At 61.9% G+C, this 17622-nt stretch carries 16 protein-coding genes and 2 pseudogenes; 7 read left to right on the top strand and 11 right to left on the bottom strand.

Annotated elements, in window-relative coordinates; genetic code table 11:
* Nucleotides 1-69: 69 nt before the first annotated feature.
* The 7 genes and pseudogenes from WYH_RS03370 to WYH_RS03340 form a co-directional block, all read right to left on the bottom strand.
* A complete protein-coding gene (locus WYH_RS03370) occupies nt 70-1191 on the bottom strand; it encodes an OmpA family protein (protein WP_046902715.1) in 1122 nt (373 codons plus the stop codon).
* A gap of 138 nt (nt 1192-1329) precedes the next feature.
* Nucleotides 1330-2400 (bottom strand): PA0069 family radical SAM protein, encoded by a 1071-nt coding sequence (locus WYH_RS03365; RefSeq protein WP_046902714.1) that lies wholly within the window; start codon nt 2398-2400, stop codon nt 1330-1332.
* A gap of 130 nt (nt 2401-2530) precedes the next feature.
* On the bottom strand, nt 2531-2929 hold the full coding sequence (locus WYH_RS16950; RefSeq protein WP_169780692.1) for a hypothetical protein: 399 nt from the start codon (nt 2927-2929) through the stop codon (nt 2531-2533).
* 420 nt (nt 2930-3349) lie between these two features.
* Nucleotides 3350-3598, bottom strand: a pseudogene (locus WYH_RS03355) (PA0069 family radical SAM protein); the annotation flags it as partial.
* Between the two features lie 57 nt (nt 3599-3655).
* A pseudogene (gene moaB / locus WYH_RS03350) lies at nt 3656-4182 on the bottom strand (molybdenum cofactor biosynthesis protein B).
* Nucleotides 4182-5945, bottom strand: coding sequence for a lytic transglycosylase domain-containing protein (locus tag WYH_RS03345; protein ID WP_235979821.1), 1764 nt, complete (start codon nt 5943-5945; stop codon nt 4182-4184). The pseudogene moaB and the gene WYH_RS03345 overlap by 1 nt, the downstream one beginning before the upstream one ends.
* Nucleotides 5942-6703, bottom strand: coding sequence for a uracil-DNA glycosylase family protein (locus WYH_RS03340; RefSeq protein ID WP_046904763.1), 762 nt, complete (start codon nt 6701-6703; stop codon nt 5942-5944). Before WYH_RS03340 ends, WYH_RS03345 begins: the two co-directional genes overlap by 4 nt.
* Before the next feature lie 88 nt (nt 6704-6791).
* Between WYH_RS03340 and WYH_RS03335 the strand changes: the two genes are divergently transcribed.
* From WYH_RS03335 to WYH_RS03305, 7 genes are all read left to right on the top strand, one after another.
* Complete coding sequence (locus WYH_RS03335) at nt 6792-8435, top strand: electron transfer flavoprotein-ubiquinone oxidoreductase (RefSeq protein WP_046902711.1); 1644 nt, start codon at nt 6792-6794, stop codon at nt 8433-8435.
* Between the two features lie 10 nt (nt 8436-8445).
* Nucleotides 8446-9258, top strand: coding sequence for a 4-(cytidine 5'-diphospho)-2-C-methyl-D-erythritol kinase (locus tag WYH_RS03330; RefSeq protein WP_046902710.1), 813 nt, complete (start codon nt 8446-8448; stop codon nt 9256-9258).
* On the top strand, nt 9255-9974 hold the full coding sequence (locus tag WYH_RS03325) for an N-formylglutamate amidohydrolase (protein ID WP_046902709.1): 720 nt from the start codon (nt 9255-9257) through the stop codon (nt 9972-9974). The genes WYH_RS03330 and WYH_RS03325 overlap by 4 nt, the downstream gene beginning before the upstream one ends.
* A 104-nt stretch (nt 9975-10078) precedes the next feature.
* Nucleotides 10079-11938, top strand: a complete 1860-nt coding sequence (gene ilvD / locus WYH_RS03320; RefSeq protein WP_046904762.1) for a dihydroxy-acid dehydratase — start codon at nt 10079-10081, stop codon at nt 11936-11938.
* A complete protein-coding gene (locus WYH_RS03315) occupies nt 11938-12291 on the top strand; it encodes a hypothetical protein (protein ID WP_046902708.1) in 354 nt (117 codons plus the stop codon). The genes ilvD and WYH_RS03315 overlap by 1 nt, the downstream gene beginning before the upstream one ends.
* Complete coding sequence (locus WYH_RS03310) at nt 12278-13666, top strand: bifunctional ADP-dependent NAD(P)H-hydrate dehydratase/NAD(P)H-hydrate epimerase (protein WP_046902707.1); 1389 nt, start codon at nt 12278-12280, stop codon at nt 13664-13666. The genes WYH_RS03315 and WYH_RS03310 overlap by 14 nt, the downstream gene beginning before the upstream one ends.
* Complete coding sequence (locus WYH_RS03305; RefSeq protein ID WP_046902706.1) at nt 13663-14859, top strand: class I SAM-dependent RNA methyltransferase; 1197 nt, start codon at nt 13663-13665, stop codon at nt 14857-14859. Before WYH_RS03310 ends, WYH_RS03305 begins: the two co-directional genes overlap by 4 nt.
* On the opposite strand, the gene WYH_RS03300 is transcribed toward WYH_RS03305, so the two are convergent.
* From WYH_RS03300 to WYH_RS03285, 4 genes are read right to left on the bottom strand one after another with little or no spacing between them, the layout of a single operon-like run.
* Complete coding sequence (locus WYH_RS03300) at nt 14851-15621, bottom strand: hydrolase 1, exosortase A system-associated (RefSeq protein WP_046902705.1); 771 nt, start codon at nt 15619-15621, stop codon at nt 14851-14853. The genes WYH_RS03305 and WYH_RS03300 overlap by 9 nt on opposite strands.
* Nucleotides 15618-16274, bottom strand: a complete 657-nt coding sequence (locus WYH_RS03295) for an alpha/beta hydrolase family protein (protein WP_046902704.1) — start codon at nt 16272-16274, stop codon at nt 15618-15620. Before WYH_RS03295 ends, WYH_RS03300 begins: the two co-directional genes overlap by 4 nt.
* A gap of 10 nt (nt 16275-16284) precedes the next feature.
* Nucleotides 16285-16593, bottom strand: coding sequence for a phosphopantetheine-binding protein (locus WYH_RS03290; RefSeq protein ID WP_413226749.1), 309 nt, complete (start codon nt 16591-16593; stop codon nt 16285-16287).
* A 22-nt stretch (nt 16594-16615) separates the two neighbouring features.
* A complete protein-coding gene (locus WYH_RS03285) occupies nt 16616-17608 on the bottom strand; it encodes a GNAT family N-acetyltransferase (protein ID WP_082347785.1) in 993 nt (330 codons plus the stop codon).
* Nucleotides 17609-17622 lie beyond the last annotated feature (14 nt).

The raw sequence follows: 17622 nt of genomic DNA, 5'->3' as shown, positions 1-17622 counted from the left end.
GCTCACACAAAGAAAAAGGGCCGGAGGATTTCTCCTCCGGCCCCTTTTTTTGCCTGAAAGCGGCGTCGCTTACATGCCCGAACCCGGACCGTAAGTGATTTCGACGCGGCGGTTCTGCGGTTCGCGAACGCCGTCAGCGGTCGGAACGCGCGGATTGGCTTCGCCGAAAGCTTCGCTGGTGATCGAACCGGCGGGGATACCCTTGCCAGTCAGATATTCCTGCACGCTTTCATTGCGGCGAGCGGCCAGGCCGAGATTGTATTCCACCGTACCGGAACGGTCGGTGTAGCCTGCGAGCATGATCGGCACGCTGTCGCAATTGCCATAGGCAGTGACGGCGCTGTCGAGAATGGTCGCAGCCTCGGGCGTGATGTCCGACTTATCCCAGTCGAAGAACACGATGTACGGCCCCTTGTTGCACACAGCCTGCGGAGGCGGAGGCGGAGGCGGCGGGGGCGGAGGAGGCGGCGGCGGGGGAGGCGGCGGCGGAGGCGGAGGAGGCGGCGGTGCAGCTTCCTTGCCACCGAGGTTGAATACCACCGAACCCAGAACCGAGTGAGTGGCAAGGTCCGTTTCCAGCGCGCGTCCGGTCGTGTCGACGAAATCGAGATTGTCGACGCGGAAATAGCGATATTTCACGCCCAGATCGATTCGTTCGGTCACGGGAACACGAAGGGCGGCAATGCCCTGATAGGCAAAACCGGAATCCCGGTCGTTCAGGAAGCCGCCAACCGTGGTTGCGATCTTCGATTTGACCGACGCGATGCCGATGCCGCCACCGAGCGACAAGCCGACACCCTTTTCGCCACCGAAGTCGAGCAGGCCGTTGACCATGCCGCTCCACACGGAAACGTCGCTGCTGTTGATCGAATCATATGCTCCGAGCACGAGCGGCTCTTCAATGCCGGGGATGCCCGCAGCGTTCGAAATTACCTGTTCCGTGCCGTAGGACTTATATCCGCCTTCCGCTTCCAGGCGGAACATGCCGAAGTCATAACCGAGCAGGACATCGCCTTCCCAGCCATTATTGCCTTCGACGAAAATGCTGTCGTCCGCATCATCTTCCAGATCCAGCTGTTCAGGGAACAGGATGCCCCCTTCGATGCCGGTATAAAGCTGACCATCGCGAGCGACAGCAGGCGTCGCAACAACCGCAGTGGCGGTGGCGAGGCCGATTACCAGTTTCCTCAATCTTTCCTCCTCGTGTCGGGTGCCTTTCTCAAGGCTTACCGAACCGTGCGCATTCCGTGCGCCTGGGCCCCATAGACGCCGAATGCGGCGTTTGGTTCCTGCTATATGAATGTGACCGGGCTATTACGTGCGGAAAATCTAGATGAGTTGCATCTGTACACCATCTTGCGGACGGCGGAACTGGCTGCAATCCAGCTCGAACCTAGGCCGGCCCATGCCGGCACGTTTGCGGGCGATGCGGAACCTGCTGCGGAACAATTCCGCCCATACGCCGCGCGGCCTCATGCGGGAGATGAACCGGGGATCATTGTCCCTGCCGCCGCGCATGGAACGGACAATGGACATCACCTTGTCCCCGCGATCCGGGAAATGGACGCTCAGCCATTCGCGAAACAGAGGGGCCACTTCATGCGGCAGGCGCAGGGCGATCCAGCCGGCGGATTTCACCCCCGCATCGCCGGCCTGCTGCAGGATCTCTTCCATGAAGCAATCGGTAATGGCGGGAATGACCGGAGCGACCGAACAATGGGCAGGCACTCCTTCCTGCACCAGCCGGGCAAGCGCCGCCATCCGCTTTGCCGGGGAAGAGGCGCGCGGTTCGAGCAGGCCGGAAAGCCGGGGGTCCTGGGTCGTGACGGATAAAGCGACTGCGACCAATTGCCGTTCCGCCAATTGCACGAGCAGATCCAGATCGCGCAGCACGCGGTCCGACTTGGTCGTGATGGTGACCGGATGGCGAGTTTCGAGGCAGATTTCCAGGATTTCCCGGGTGATCCGGTAACGGCTTTCGATCGGCTGATAGGGATCCGTATTGGTCCCCATGGCTATGGGACGCGGGCGATATCGGCGCCGGGCCAGGGTTTCACGCAAAAGGCGGGCCGCATCGGGCTTGGCAAAAAGCTTCGTCTCGAAATCCAGGCCCGGAGAAAGATCGTGATAGGCATGGCTAGGGCGGGCAAAGCAATAGATGCAGCCATGTTCGCAGCCCACAAAAGGGTTAATTGAGCGGTCGAAAAGGATGTCAGGCGACTGATTAAACGAGAGAATTGTCTTCGGGTGCAGTTCCGTGACGGCAGTAGATGCAGCCATGGAAGGGCCATCCACGGCCTCTCGCTCTTCACGCCATTCGCCGTCTTGATGATGCGCCGGTAATCCGAAGCGCTCGCTGGCGCGATTGGAGGCTGCACCTCTGCCTTTGGTGTATTCCATTGCCGGAACATATTAAGAACAGAGCGGCTTGTCGATCCAGATCAGTGAGGAGTCGCGCGGAGAGCAATGTCCGCTTACAGGCGCTCGTTCAAACTCATCGAGCGTCCATTATTTGGGTGGGAAGCAGAAGTCAGGTGAAAGAGCAGTTGTAGAAGCTGCCCAGCATGTGCCGACAGGAAACTATGTCACCGTAAAACAGCTTGGTAATCCGCTCCGGTGCCGCGAATTCACCGGTTTCTGAATCAAAGCCGTCCGCCAACATGACCTCTCCAGTCGGATCGTAAATGACTCCCGACCAGTTATCGAGGAACCCTCCGGGCATTGGAAAGGCCACTCGACGTGGCGGACCCTCATCGAGCATGAACGTGGTTCCATCGTGCTCTTGATACTCTCGCACTTTGGCGTCAAACCGCCCTTCCCGTGCAAGGCGGACCACCTCTTCATAGTCCGAGCGGTTGTTGAGGAAGGAGGCCCAGTCAAAGGTCCAGGCAACAGCCCACATGACTGGCAATGCAAATGCGAGAGCCAATCCGATTGCTCCGAGCGGTGCTGCTCCTGCGCACAACGCCTGCTTAGGTCGGTCCCGCCGAACCCAAGCAACCTTCAAGCTTAGCAGTAGAAGGATGAGCCAACCGACGGCTAGGGCGAACGCAGCGAGAAAAGCGAAAGGAACTCCGATAAATCCGCCGAACCATAAAGCCGTCGACGTAGCTACGAAGCAGGCTAAAGCGGCGATGAACCAGTAGACCAACTGGCGGTAGGGCGTCTGCCACTCTGCAACATGAACTCGAAGCCACATTGGCCGACATTGTCGGACTAAGCGAATGTCCGCAATCGGGTCGTAAGCTGAAAGGCAGCTTTTTCCGCAGGATGAGCCAAAGCAGTCATTTGGTTTGAAGTCCAAAACTATCTAACTCGTTGAAGTTATTGCTACATAACTGTCGGGAAGATGCTCGCAGCCGCGATAGGCGTTGATCGAACGGTCGAAGGCGATATCCGGCGATTGGTTGAAGCTGAGGATGGTCTTCGGAAATTCCTCCGTCACGCTCGTGCGCAACTTTACCGGGGGGCCGTCCAGCGCCTCCATCGCATCTCGCCAGTCGCCATCGGCTTCGCGATTGGCCAGGCCGAAGCGCTGCGGGACATGCGCCGATTGCGCTCCTCGTCCATGAATCGCAGGCTCCTTGCGACGTTCCATAATAGGAACATAGCAAGAACAAAAGCTCGGGGCAACTGGGCGTCGATCGCCCTGTAGCTATTTTTCCCGAAGGCGGGGCATCAATTCCACGAAGTTGCAGGGCCGGTTTCGGGCATCCAGCTGTTCGGCCAGAATATTGTCCCAGCCATCCTTAACCGCGCCGTTGGAGCCGGGCAGGGCAAAGACATAGGTGCCACGTGCCACCACGGCGCAGGCCCGCGATTGAACTGTGCTGGTGCCGATCGTGTTGTAACTGATCCAGCGGAACAATTCGCCAAAGCCGGGGATGTCCCTCTCCTTCACGCGGTCGAGCGCTTCCGGCGTTACGTCGCGCCCGGTCAGCCCGGTCCCCCGGTGGAGATCACGGCATCGACATCGGGATTTTCGATCCATTCATTCAGCTTGGCCGTTATCAGATCGGCATCGTCCCGCAGGATTGCGCGGTCCGCCAGCTTGTGGCCGGCAGCCTCTATCCTGGCGGCCAGCAGATCGCCCGACGTATCTTCATCCGGTCCGCGCGTATCCGACACGGTCAGCAATGCGATATTGATCGGCTTGAACTGCCTGCTTTCATCAATCGCCATTATTGCGCACCTGCCGACAAATAGACGCGGCCGCCATTGCGGTTATCTCCATCGGCATCGGGGAATTTCGGCCAGTCGTTCTGTGCCAGTGCCACGCGGCTATCCGATGGCGCATGGGCCTGCCGCTGATACATCCAGTAATTTCGCATGACGATGGCGACATAGCCGCGCGTTTCCCAATAGGGAATCGATTCCATGTACAACAATGGATCGTTCTGATCGTTGATCTCGCTGTTCCAGCGCGTGACCGGGGAAAGCCCGGCATTATAGGCCGCCATGATCTTGGGCAACGCGCCCCTTGTGGCCGATTGATCTCTCAGCATTTCAAGGTTTTGCTGACCGAAAGCGAGATTGTATCCAGGATCGAGAATATCGACCTGGCTGGCGCTGAGGCCCAGGCGGCCGGCATGTTCGCGCACCGTGATCGGCGTGATCTGCATAAGCCCCTGCGCATTTGCCGGACTGATCGCATTGGCGCGGAAGTTCGATTCCTGAAGGGTGTGGGCATAGGCCAGCGCGGGATCGACCCTCCAGCCCGTTACAGGCTCCCATTTCGGGGTGGGGTAATAGGATGATGGGTCCGGCTCTCCGCCATTGGGCGCGTTGTAAGCCATATAGAGCTGCGTCGAAGGCATGCCGAGATCACGAGCGAGGCGAGACAGCGGCCCGTAATCGGCCGGATCGCCCAGCCTGGCCTGATGCAGCAATACTTCGCTTGAAAGCCGATCCCGCCCGATTTCTGACAGGGCGATGGCGATGCGGACGTTTTCTATGCCGCCGATCCGGCGCCAGTCCGCATCGGAAAAATCGGAATGGGCGAGACGCGCCGGAAGTTCCATGCCGAGTTGTTCGGCCGCCAGCATGCCGTACAATGTCTCGTCCGCCTGGGCCGCATGGCGCAGGAAATCGGCGCTCTTGTCAGGCTCGCGGCAACGCAGGGCGGACCGCGCCGCCCAGTAATAGGACGCGGCACGCAGTTCCGGATTGACTGCGCCATAGGCCGCGCGCTGGAAGGCATCGCTGGCAATCCCGCAATCGCCAAGGCGCCATGCGGCAAGACCGGCAACCCAATCACCCTCTGCCACCCAGGCGCCTTTGCCGGCCGAAACGGCACTGGCCATGGCCAGTGCAGCTTCATCCCGGTTTTCGATGTAATAGCTCCACGCGACGCGCTGGCGCCATTCGGCGCGGGCTTCCCCGCTCAGCGCGCCGTCGATCCCGTCGAGCAATTGGCGTGCCCCGTCGGGATCGTCATTGACGATGCGATCAAGGATCTGGCTGCGCACATTGTCGGGCATGGTGCCATCGTCGACAGAGCGCGGCTTGACGCGTTTGGGGCTGCCATTGCGCGAATAAAGGGCATTCTCCGCCGGGAGTCGGGGCAGTTCGGCGGCACCGCGGGCGAGGCCGAGCCGGCCCATCTGCGCGGCCTGCGGCAGGTTGCGGCCCCGTTGCAGCCAGTCCAGGATTTGCGGCAGTTCGACACGGGGAGAATTGCCCGCCAGGTAGAATTCCGCTTCTGCAACGCGTTGCAGCAACCCGTCATCGCGCTGGGCCAGCAATTCCTTCACCCGGTCCCAGTTCTGCCGGTCGATCTGGTCGAAAACTTCCGTGTAATATGCGTGATCGGCCTGGCTCAGCTGGCGAGGCGCGGCGTGGCCGACCGCATGGGCGACAAAATATTCGCGGCTGCTGCGCGCTTCGGCAGGAAATGCCGCGAATGCGACTGTCGCGACGCCCAGGGCAGAAATCAGTGTTTTCATTGCGATCCGTGATCCGTCCATTCGAGCCAGCGTCGCCACAGGCCGGCTCGCAGGCGCGGTTGTTGCAACAACCGTTCTGGCGCGTAACCGACCATTGCTGGCACGGGACCGGAATCAATAGGTATTTGGAATCCTTGGGGAGAGTCCTGCGCCGGATTGTGCCCGAAGAGCGGTGGAATGCTGCGGCCGAGCACCAGCAGCCGCTCCGGCCTGGCCAGCGCGACAAGATGGCGCAATATTTCGCCCAATCCCGCATCGGACAGGCCAGCCCAGTCGGGCACCGGCATGTGCCGGGGCAGAGCGGCGGCAAGGCACACCGCATCCGGCGCAAAACCCATGGCCTGCACCATGGAATTCATCAGCATACCCTGCGGGCCGGAAAACAGGATTTCGGTGTCTTCCGCTTCCGGCATGGGAACAAGTATCATCAGCGGTGCATCGGCGGGGCCGCGCATGGCAATCCGGGGCGTTGCAGCCCTTAGATCAAGGCTCGGTTCTTCCAGCCACCAATTGCGGAAGGCGGCAAGATCCTGCGGCCAATTGCCACCATCGCCACCGATTTTCGGAACCGGCGCGGCTTCGGGCTTGGGCTTGGGCCGATTGGGAGCCGACGGAGCTTCTGCGCGTTCACTTTCCACCGGATCGGCAAGCCAGGCTTGCGGCTCATCCTCGAAGCTGCAATCCACGCCGGCATCGCGCCACCAATCCATTGCGGCGGATATGCTGTCGGCGAGAGAGGGAGAAAGGCGATCTTCCATGCGTGTTTCCTTGCGGGTCTTGACCTGCCGACCGGCAGCGATCAAGTCCAAGGTTGTTATAAGTCATAGCAAAAAATGAGCGCCTGACATGAGCGAACGTGAATCCATGCCTGTCGATGTGGTGATTGTTGGCGCGGGGGCGGCCGGCCTGGCTGCCGCAATCCGGCTGAAACAGATCGACGAAGCGCTTGAAGTCGTGGTTCTGGAAAAGGGTTCCGAAGTCGGGGCGCATATCCTTTCCGGCGCCGTGGTTGATCCGCGCGCACTGGATGAATTGCTGCCAGAATGGCGCGAAACCTGCCCATTGGCGCAGGTGCCGGTTACGGAAAATCACCATTGGGTGCTGAGCCGGAACGGCAAGATTTCCATGCCGCATCTGACCATGCCTCCGCTCATGTCCAACGATGGCAATTATACCGGATCGCTGGGCAATCTCTGCCGCTGGCTGGCTGAACGTGCGGAAGAAATGGGCGTGCAGGTTTTCCCCGGATTCCCGGCATCCGAAGTGCTGTTTGACGAAGCTGGCGCGGTGATGGGCGTCGCGACGCAGGATATGGGCATCGCCTCAGACGGATCTCGGAAAGGCGATTATGAGCCGGGGATGGAGCTGCATGCCAAATACACACTCTTCGCCGAAGGGGCGCGGGGCCATCTGACCAAGCGGATGAAGAGCCATTTTGACCTGGAGGCCGATTGTGAGCCGCAGGTTTATGGGCTTGGGATCAAGGAGTTGTGGGATATTCCGGCCGAACGGCATGAACCCGGCCGGGTCATCCACACGCAGGGCTGGCCGCTTTCTGAAAGCGAAACCTGGGGCGGGGGCTTTCTCTACCACCAGGCCAACGGGCAGGTCGCGCTCGGCTTCGTGACCGCGCTGGATTACGCAAATCCCTATGTCTCGCCCTTCCAGGAATTCCAGCGCTGGAAGCATCATCCGGCAATCCGCGCGGTGATCGAAGGGGGCAAGCGCGTGGCCTATGGCGCAAGGGCGATCAATGAGGGCGGTTGGCAGAGCGTGCCGAAACTGGCCTTCCCTGGCGGGGCCCTGATCGGCTGTTCGGCCGGTTTCGTGAACGTCCCGCGCATCAAGGGCACGCATACTGCGATGAAGAGCGGTATGCTGGCCGCTGACGCAATCGGTGCGGCAGTGGCAGCCGGGCGCGAGAAAGACGAGCTTTCCGAATATGATAGCTCGCTGCGTTCAAGCTGGATCGCGGACGAGCTGCAACTGGTGAAGAATGCGCAGCCGCTGGTCGCGAAATTCGGCGGCGCCATCGGCACATTGCTGGCCGGGGCCGATATGTGGCTGCGGACATTGAAGATCCGCCTGCCGCTGACCATGAAGCATCACACGGATGCGGAATCCACGCGCCGGGCCGACCTCTATCAGCCGATCGACTATCCCAAGCCCGATGGCGCGCTCAGTTTCGATCGCCTTTCCTCGGTCTTCCTTTCCGGCACCAATCACGAGGAGGACCAGCCATGTCACCTCGTGCTGAAGGATCCCACAGTTCCGGAACGGATCAACTGGCCGCTCTATGCCGGGCCGGAGGCACGCTATTGCCCGGCAGGCGTCTATGAGTTTACCGGCGTGGAAGAAGGCGATCCGAAGCTGGTGATCAACGCGCAGAACTGCGTCCACTGCAAGACCTGCGACATCAAGGATCCGACGCAGAATATCGAATGGGTCACGCCCGAAGGCGGCGGCGGCCCCAATTACCCGAATATGTGAGCATCATCGCTTGCGCCTGACCGAAACAGCCTATGCCAAGATAAACCTGGCGCTGCATGTGCGGCGGCGGAGGGATGATGGTTATCACGAGCTGGAGAGCCTGTTCGCCTTTGTCGATGCGGGCGACCGGCTCGTGGCGCGCAGCGCGCAGCGGGACGAACTGAGAATTACCGGCGAGTTTGCCGACCAACTTACTGACCCGTTTGGCAATATTGTTTTACAGGCACTGACTGCGCTGCCTCATGGTGATGGGCTTGCGATCGAGCTGGAAAAGAACCTGCCCGTGGCGGCGGGGCTGGGCGGTGGCTCTGCCGATGCGGGTGCGGTTTTCCGCCTGATCGGCGAGGCATATGGATTGCCGGATGACTGGCATCAGCGCGCGGCACGGCTTGGGGCCGATGTGCCCGCCTGCGTGGCCAGCAGGACCTGCATTGGCCGGGGCACGGGTACCGAGCTTGAACCGGTGGAAAACGATCTGGCCGGCAAGGCGGTTCTGCTGGTCAATCCGCGCATAGCTTTATCCACCGGGCCGGTGTTCAAGGCCTGGGATGGCCAGGATAGAGGGCCGCTGCCCGATGGCCCGGTATCGCGGATCGCACAGGAAGGCCGGAACGATCTGGAAGCCCCGGCGATATCGCAATGTCCGCAGATCGCCGATGTGCTGGAGGTTCTGCAAGATACCGGCGCCGATCTGGTCCGGATGAGTGGATCGGGCGCGACCTGTTTTGCGACGTATAGCAGCCATGACGTCATGCGCGAAGCCTCGGAAAAGCTGGCTCTGGAGCACAAGGACTGGTGGCAGATGCAAGGATCCCTGCGATGAGCGAATTGCTGTTCGAACAGATCGGCACGCCGCATAAAGGCGGCATTGTCGCGGTGTGCGATCATGCTTCCAACCATGTGCCTGACGGGATCGAACTGGGTGTCCCGGCAGAATTGATGGAAAAGCATATCGCATGGGATATCGGCGCTGCCGGCGTTACCGAACGGCTTGCCCGCCGCCATGATATCCCGGCCCATCTCGCCTGCATCAGCCGGCTCGTGATCGATCTTCACCGGGAAGAGGATTCTCCCGGCCTGATCCCGGAAATGAGTGACGGGCACCTGATCCCGGGCAATATCGGCGCCGACCGGGAAAGGCGGATCCGCGATTATTACATCCCCTATCACCAGGCGATGGCCGAATGGCTGGACGCTGCGGAGCCGGGCCTGATCCTGTCGATCCACAGCTTCACCCCCGCGCTGGAAAGTGATGCGCAGGCCCGGCCGTGGGAAATCGGCATACTCTACAACCAGGATGATCGCGCCGCGCAGCATGCGCTTCGCCTGTTCGCCGCGCAGGGCGTGAAAGTAGGTGATAACGAACCTTATTCGGGCCGGCTGCTCAATGCCACGATGAACCGCCATGCAGAAGCGCATGGCCGGCCCTATCTCGCCATCGAATTGCGCAACGATCTGATCGAGGATGAAGCAGGGCAGGCCCGCTGGGCGGCGATGATCGCCGATATAGCCGGGCGTGTGGCACAGGAACTGGAATAGGCGGCTCTGCCTTTCCTGCAATTTATGCTTCGACTGCAAGCCCATCTGTTATAGTGGGCCGCGGAAACAATATTTCCAATTTTCAATCCAGCGGAAAACAAAACATGCCTGCCTATCGTTCACGCACTTCCACCCACGGCCGCAACATGGCCGGCGCGCGCGGCCTCTGGCGCGCGACGGGCATGAAGGACGGGGATTTCGGCAAGCCGATTATCGCCGTGGTGAACAGCTTCACCCAGTTCGTGCCGGGGCATGTCCATTTGAAGGATCTGGGCCAGCTCGTCGCGCGCGAGATAGAAGCAGCAGGCGGCGTGGCGAAGGAATTCAACACTATCGCCGTCGATGACGGGATCGCCATGGGCCATGACGGCATGCTCTACAGCCTGCCCAGCCGTGACCTGATCGCCGATAGCGTGGAATATATGGTCAATGCCCATTGCGCCGATGCGATGGTCTGCATTTCCAATTGCGACAAGATCACGCCCGGAATGCTGATGGCGGCGATGCGGCTGAACATTCCGGTCGTCTTCGTATCCGGCGGCCCGATGGAAGCGGGCAAGGTCCAGCTGCGGGGCAAGGAAGTCGCGCTGGATCTGGTGGATGCCATGGTTGCCGCCGCCGATGACAAGATGACGGACGAGGAAGTCGAGACCATCGAACGCTCGGCCTGTCCCACCTGCGGATCCTGTTCCGGTATGTTCACGGCCAATTCCATGAACTGCCTGACGGAAGCGCTGGGCCTTTCCCTGCCGGGCAATGGCTCGCAACTGGCAACCCATTCCGACCGGCAGCAATTGTTCGAACGTGCCGGCCGCCTGGTGGTGACGCTGGCGAAGAGATATTACGAGGAAGACGACGAAAGCGTGCTGCCGCGTTCCATCGCCAGCTTCCATGCTTTCCAGAACGCCATGTCGCTGGATATCGCCATGGGCGGTTCCACGAATACGGTGCTGCATCTGCTTGCCGCTGCGCAGGAAGCAGGTGTCGATTTCACCATGGAACATATCGACAAGCTGTCGCGTCAGGTGCCCGTGCTGTGCAAGGTCGCGCCCGCAAAATCCGATGTGCACATGGAAGATGTGCACCGCGCGGGCGGTATCATGTCGATCCTGGGCGAGCTGGAGAAAGCCGGCCTGCTCAATACCGCGCTGCCCACAGTGCATAGCCCGACCATGGCGGACGCGCTGGAAGACTGGGATATCGGCCGCACACAGAACAACAAGGTGCATGAATTCTATGCCGCCGCGCCGGGCGGTGTCCCCACGCAGACGGCTTTCAGCCAGTCCCGCCGTTGGGAATCGCTGGATCTGGACCGGGAAAATGGCGTGATCCGTTCCGCCGATCATGCTTTCAGCAAGGATGGCGGGCTGGCCGTGCTTTCGGGGAATATCGCGCTGGATGGCTGTATCGTGAAAACCGCTGGCGTGGATGATTCCATCCTCAAATTCACCGGCCCGGCCAAGGTTTTTGAAAGCCAGGATGCCGCCGTTACCGCGATCCTGACCGATCAGGTCGTGGCGGGCGATGTCGTGGTGATCCGTTATGAAGGGCCGCGCGGCGGGCCGGGCATGCAGGAAATGCTCTATCCGACCAGCTATCTCAAATCGAAGGGTTTGGGCGCCGCCTGCGCGCTGATCACCGATGGCCGCTTTTCCGGCGGAACATCCGGCCTTTCCATCGGCCACGTTTCGCCAGAGGCGGCGGAAGGCGGCACGATCGGGCTGGTTCAGGATGGGGACACGATCGAAATCGACATTCCCGGTCGCACCATCAAGCTTGCCATTTCCGAAGAGGAACTGGCCGCGCGCAGGGCAGCAATGGAAGCGAAGGGCGACGCCGCCTGGCAGCCCGCCAAGCCGCGGCAGCGCAAGGTATCCGCCGCGCTGCAGGCCTATGCGGCGATGACCACCAGCGCGGCGCGCGGCGCCGTGCGCGATGTCAGCCAGATCAGGGTCGCCCGTTGATGCGTTTGCTCGCGCCCGGCCTGCTGGGCGCGCTGGGCGCCTGTTCCGGCGCGGCTGACGGGGCATCGGGCGATCCCGCTTCCATGATCGAATGTGCACTCGGCGGCGCTGCCGGGTTCGAGCGGCAATGCGGCGTGGAGCGCCGGATAGAAGATGGCCGATTGATGCTCGTGCTGCGCCATCCCGATGGCGGGTTCCGCCGGTTCGAAGTGCTGGCGGATGGGAATGGCGTGGCCACTGCGGACGGTGCCGAACCGGCCCGGATCAGCCTGCTGGACAATGGAATAGAAGTGAGCGTCGGGGCAGACAAATATCGCCTGCCCGCGACGATTGGCGGCCATGGCGGCGATTGACCAGGTCTTGAGCGTTGCGCAAATGCGCGCCGCCGAACAGTCGCTGATCGACGGCGGCGAAACTGTTGAAAGCCTGATGGATTGCGCCGGGAAAGGCGCCGCTGAATGGGTCTGGCGCGTGGCTGGTGGCCGCAGCGTCACCGTGTTGTGCGGCCCCGGCAATAATGGCGGCGATGGCTATGTAATCGCACGGGAATTGCTGCGTCGCGGCTTGCCGGTGTCAATTGTCGCGCCGCTGGAGCCGGCGACCGATGCGGCGCGCGCGGCAAGAGCTGCCTATCACGGTCCATTCGCAGAAATGGGCAAGGGCGGTGTATTCGTCGATTGCCTTTTCGGCAGCGGGCTGGGGCGGCCGCTTTCAGATGAACTTGCCGCACTGGTTTGCCGCCTGGCGGAAGACCATGCCACGCGTGTGGCGATCGACCTGCCCAGCGGGATCGAAAGCGATAGCGGCCAGCCATTGAATGACGGCCTGCCTGATTATGACCTCACCATTTCGCTCGGCGCGTGGAAATATGCCCATTGGCTGATGCCCGCCATGCAGGCCATGGGGGAAAGGCGTCTCGTCGATATCGGAATTGGCAGGGTGGCCGATGCCGGCACCATGATCCGTCGCCCACATCTCCCCACACCAGCGCGGGATGCGCATAAATATACGCGCGGCCTTCTCGCAATCGTCGGCGGGGCCATGCCGGGGGCGGCCATGCTGGCGTGCCGCGCGGCTGCACATGGCGGAGCGGGCTATATTAAGCTGTTCGCGGATCACCACCCGCAATGCGCGCCGGATGAATTGGTAATCGATACTTCACCGCTCGAACATGCCCTGGCGGATAGAAGGATCGCCGCGCTTCTGGTGGGGCCGGGACTGACGCGAGACGATGCGGCGCAGCACCGTCTTTCCGCTGTGCTCGCCAGGGATTTGCCAACCGTGCTCGATGCCGATGCGCTGGTACTGTTGCGGCCCGCCATGCTGGCGGCACGCACGGCTCCGTTGATCCTGACGCCGCATTCGGGCGAACTGGCGCAGCTGTTTTCTGCCTTTGGGATTGAGGGGGAAGACCGCATTGGCCACCTGCATGAACTCGCCCGCAAATCGGGTGCGGTTGTGGCGGCAAAAGGGCCCGATACGCTGGTCGCCGCCCCGGATGGCGAATTGCGAATCGCACGGCCCGCGCCAAGCTGGCTCTCCACGGCGGGGACCGGGGATGTGCTGGCGGGGCTGATTGCCAGCAGGCTGGCCAATGGTGCCGCGCCGGTCGATGCCGCAGCGCAGGCAATCTGGTTGCATGGAGAAGCTGCGCATCAGGCAGGCCCGGTTTTCACACCTTCCGATCTGGTCAGATCCCTCGCAGGCGCCTACGCGGCCTGCCTGTGAGTGAAACTGAAGAAATCCTGCGCGTCGCCGCCAAGGGCGACGGCGTTACCGCGTCCGGCAAACATGTGGCCATGGCCGCGCCCGGCGATCTGTTGCTGGCTGATGGCAGTTTGCGCGAAGGGCCGCATCACGTTGCGCCGCCCTGCCGCCATTTCGGAAAATGCGGCGGATGCCAGTTGCAGCATTTCGACGAGGAGACGCTGGGCGATTTCGTGCGCGACCGGGTGGTTCTGGCTGCACATGGGCAGGGGATGGAGGCGGAGAAAGTATATCCGCCGCACCTCTCCCCACCGCGCAGCCGCAGGCGCGCCACATTGCGCGCCATCAATGGCGGCGGCCGGCCAGTTATCGGTTTCAATGAAGCGGGATCGCATCGCGTCGTGGATATGCGCGAATGCCATGTCCTGGCGCCCGAACTTTTCGCCATGGTCGAACCGCTCCGGGTGATGCTGGGGCGGCGCAAGGGACGCTATGCGCTGGAGATCGAACTTGTCCGGTGCGATCAGGGCGTCGATTGTTCGATCAAGGGGCTGGAGCTAGGCGGCCTGGAAGAAACCGAGGCGCTTCTCGATTTCTGCCGCGACAAGGGTCTGGCCCGGCTGATGCTGGACCAGGGCTATGGCCCGGAAGTTTTCTGGGAACCGGACCCGGTCACGGTGACCCTTTCCAATGTGCCGGTCGATTATCCGGCCGGTGCATTTCTGCAGGCCACGCCCGATGGGGAGGCAGCCTTGACCGCGGCTGCGCGGGACTGGCTGGGCGGATGCGCCAATGTGGCGGACCTGTTCGCCGGTCTGGGCACCTTTGCCTTTGCTCTGGCTGGATCGTCGCGAGTGATCGCGGCGGAGGCGGCGCGCGATGCCTTTCTGGCCTGCCGTTCGGCCGCGGGCCGGGCGCGTTTGCCGGTAGAGGCCGTGCATCGCGACCTGTTCCGCAACCCGATGCGCGCGAAAGAACTGGAAGGCTTTGACGGTGTCCTGCTCGATCCGCCTCGTGCCGGGGCGCGCAGCCAGATCGAACAATTGGCGCAAAGCGGCGTTTCCCGGATAGCCTATATCAGCTGCAACCCTTCCAGCTGGGCCCGCGATGGCAGAATCCTGATGGATGCCGGTTTCAGGCTGGCCGAATTGCGCCCCGTCGGGCAGTTTCGCTGGTCCACCCATGTGGAACTGGCCAGCCTGTTCCTACGCTAGCGCTTCCAGCAAATGGGCGAAGAGCCAGTCGCGCGATCCCTGGTCCGAGAAGGCATGATCCGCGTCCGGTCGGATTGAAAGCCGCGGATCATCGGCGTTCCACACGCCAAGAAAAGCGCGGGCCGTGCGGTCCCGACCGGCCAGAAGGATGCGGGCCGGCCCGTCAAAAGCTTCCAGCCCGCTGGCTATTTCCTGGGCCAGATTGGTCGGCGGCGGGGCGGGGCGCATGGCGCGCAGCACGCCCCCTGCCAGTTTGGAAATGGATACCTTGCCGCCCAACAGGCGGAGCAGTTCACGCGGGTTCCTTAGCTTTTCGGCATAGCGCGCGCGGATCGCTTCGGGCGGAAGCGCGCCATCATCTTCTTCAAAGGTCCACGGATTGGCGAGGACGAGCGAATGGCATCCCCCACCGCTAAACAGCATCAGCGCGCTGGCTGCATCGCAATTGCCGAAGCCGACCACCCGCGTCATGTCTGGCCGTTCCTGGAAAAAGGCCGCGAAACCGGCGGCGATGTCCCGCCCGCTTTCGCGGAAGCCGCCATTCTTTCCGCTGCTGTCACCCACGCCGCGCCGATCGAAGCGGAAGACGGGGTGGCCGGCCGATGCGATACGGGCGGCCAGTTGCGCCTGCCCGGAAAACGCGCCCGCGCGGGTTTCATTGCCGCCCGTGACCATGAGCAGGCCCGTGGTCCCCGGTGCATCGTCCAGCGTTCCGAGAAGTTGCTCCGTCTCGCAGGCAAACTGGATATGGCGCCGGCTCATTCTGACTGATTCCTTGCCAGAAGATCGGCCAGTGCGCTTGCCTGTTCCGGATTATGGTCCGGCTCCGCGCGCAACCACAGGCCGGGGGCGCCCAGTTCATTCTGGGCAACATCGACAAGGTCGGCGGGAAGCGCGCCTTGCAATTGGCGGATCATTTCGGGGCCAAGGCGATATCCGGCAAGTTGCAGACCTTCCGCTTTCCCGCGTTCCAGCAACTCCTCCCGGCTTTCCTCCATCCCGGCTTCACGGCTTGCCAGCACACGGGCGCGAAGCATGGCCCGCAGCAGAGCCTCCCCCTTGACCGCGCCATAGCGCCAGCCTGGGAGGCCGGGGGGTGCGGCCAGCGCGCCTCCACGAATGGCAAGCACATATGTCGCGCGAAAATGGCTGGCGGCGGCTTGGGCGGCATTGCGCCAGCTATCCAGCGTCTGTTCCGGCAAGGGCGCAACGCTCTCATTGCAGCCGGGCAGGTCGGGCAGGAAGCAATCCATACCCGCCGCATCGAGCAGCCGCATCACTTCAACAGTGAAATGCCGAAGCTTGTTGCTTTCATCGAACAGCGCCGGGAGGATCAGCAACCGCCTGTCGCGGTTGCCGTCAAAGACAACCGCATATTCTTCTCCGCCGCTGGGCGATGGCCAGGCGGCAATCACGTTCGGCCCGTCAACCTTGCTTGCGCTTGGCTTCGACGAAGCTCAACAGCGCCCCATAGGTTTCCAGCATGTCGCCATCGACATCATCATCTTCGATCACGATGTCGAGCCTGTCTTCGATTTCCGTCAGCAGACCGGCGACAGCCATGGAATCGAGTTCCGGAAGATGCCCGAACAAGCCGGTATCGGCGTCAAATTCGGCAACACGCTCCTGCGTCAGGCCCAGCACGTCCCGCAGGACTTCTCGCAGGATCGGATCAGCGCTCTGGAAGGCGCAACTATCGGCAGTCATCGGGTTTACGGCCCCTTGGGAAGTCATGACACGTGCTTCTTCGTCTGCCCTAGCCAGCGCGTTCGCCGGAAACAAGCTTGCGGAGCATGGACCTGGCGATTGCGGGCCAGTTTCGCGGATCGCCCGCACGCATGCAGGTCAGGCGGTAACGGGGCCGCGTCTCCTCCATCCAGTCAGCCTTGTAGGGATCGTTGCCCGTGCCGAAATCCACCTTCTCCACGTGATCGCGATCGATCACATGCCGGAACAAGGCGGCCGTAAGCGTGGTGCCGGCCGATAAAGGCTTCGCACTTTCGAGATGGGCCAGCTTGTGGATATAGGCCGTGCCGTTTTCCACCGTCCAGAACTGCGCGGCAATCACTTCGCCATCATGGCGGGCAAGACCCAGGCGAATACGGCCAGCGGCGCCTTCCTGTTGCGCGAAGCGGCGCAGCAGGGCGGGATCGCCTTCTTCGGGCTTCCAGCTATGACCATAGACATATTCGTAAGATGCCCAGCCATCTGCATCGAAATGTTCGAGAATTTCGACTTCGACTTTCTTCGCCTTGCGCTTCAGCGTGGTGCGCAATTTGCCCGGCCTGCCGGCAAGATAATCGGCATAATCATGCCCGGCGAGGGTGAGGATATGATTGGTATCGCAAATCTCGCGAAAGACCGTCCAGCCTGCCTTGCGGAACGCGCGTTCAAACCTGCTTGCCGTGCCGTCCTCGTCAGGCAGCTTTGACAGGGTGATGCGGCTCGCCCGGGTGGCAAGCGAGCGGGCGAGATCGCCCAGCAATGCTTCCCGCCGGACATGGTTCGTGGCCAGATCGGTCCAGGTAAAGGCGTACCAGTTTGTGAGAATGTCCAGCCCGGAACCTTGCTGCATCAGGGGCAGGGCGACTGCATCGTCACCATCACGCGCCAGCGCTATTACCGGCCTTGCGCCCGATGCTTCCAGCAGGGCGAACCATTCCGGCCGGCTGAATGGGCCTGACGCAGTGAATGGCAGCCCTTGCAGATCGTTAACGGTGTCGTGATAGCTGACCGCGGTCACAGCCATTATTCCCCTGGAGT

The organism is Croceibacterium atlanticum (assembly GCF_001008165.2).
GTDB lineage: Bacteria > Pseudomonadota > Alphaproteobacteria > Sphingomonadales > Sphingomonadaceae > Croceibacterium_C > Croceibacterium_C atlanticum.
The sequence above is the reverse complement of the archived record's forward strand: the minus strand, read 5'-3'. Positions and strand labels throughout refer to the sequence as shown.

Coding starts and splice junctions, on each gene's coding strand:
- WYH_RS03310 (WP_046902707.1), top strand. CDS start 12,278: ATGGCGGCGATTGACCAGGTCTTGAGCGTTGCGCAAATGCGCGCCGCC.
- WYH_RS03335 (WP_046902711.1), top strand. CDS start 6,792: ATGAGCGAACGTGAATCCATGCCTGTCGATGTGGTGATTGTTGGCGCG.
- WYH_RS03285 (WP_082347785.1), bottom strand. CDS start 17,608: ATGGCTGTGACCGCGGTCAGCTATCACGACACCGTTAACGATCTGCAA.
- WYH_RS03325 (WP_046902709.1), top strand. CDS start 9,255: ATGAGCGAATTGCTGTTCGAACAGATCGGCACGCCGCATAAAGGCGGC.
- WYH_RS03290 (WP_413226749.1), bottom strand. CDS start 16,593: ATGACTTCCCAAGGGGCCGTAAACCCGATGACTGCCGATAGTTGCGCC.
- WYH_RS03315 (WP_046902708.1), top strand. CDS start 11,938: ATGCGTTTGCTCGCGCCCGGCCTGCTGGGCGCGCTGGGCGCCTGTTCC.
- WYH_RS03300 (WP_046902705.1), bottom strand. CDS start 15,621: ATGAGCCGGCGCCATATCCAGTTTGCCTGCGAGACGGAGCAACTTCTC.
- WYH_RS03365 (WP_046902714.1), bottom strand. CDS start 2,400: ATGGAATACACCAAAGGCAGAGGTGCAGCCTCCAATCGCGCCAGCGAG.
- ilvD (WP_046904762.1), top strand. CDS start 10,079: ATGCCTGCCTATCGTTCACGCACTTCCACCCACGGCCGCAACATGGCC.
- WYH_RS03340 (WP_046904763.1), bottom strand. CDS start 6,703: ATGGAAGATCGCCTTTCTCCCTCTCTCGCCGACAGCATATCCGCCGCA.
- WYH_RS03345 (WP_235979821.1), bottom strand. CDS start 5,945: ATGAAAACACTGATTTCTGCCCTGGGCGTCGCGACAGTCGCATTCGCG.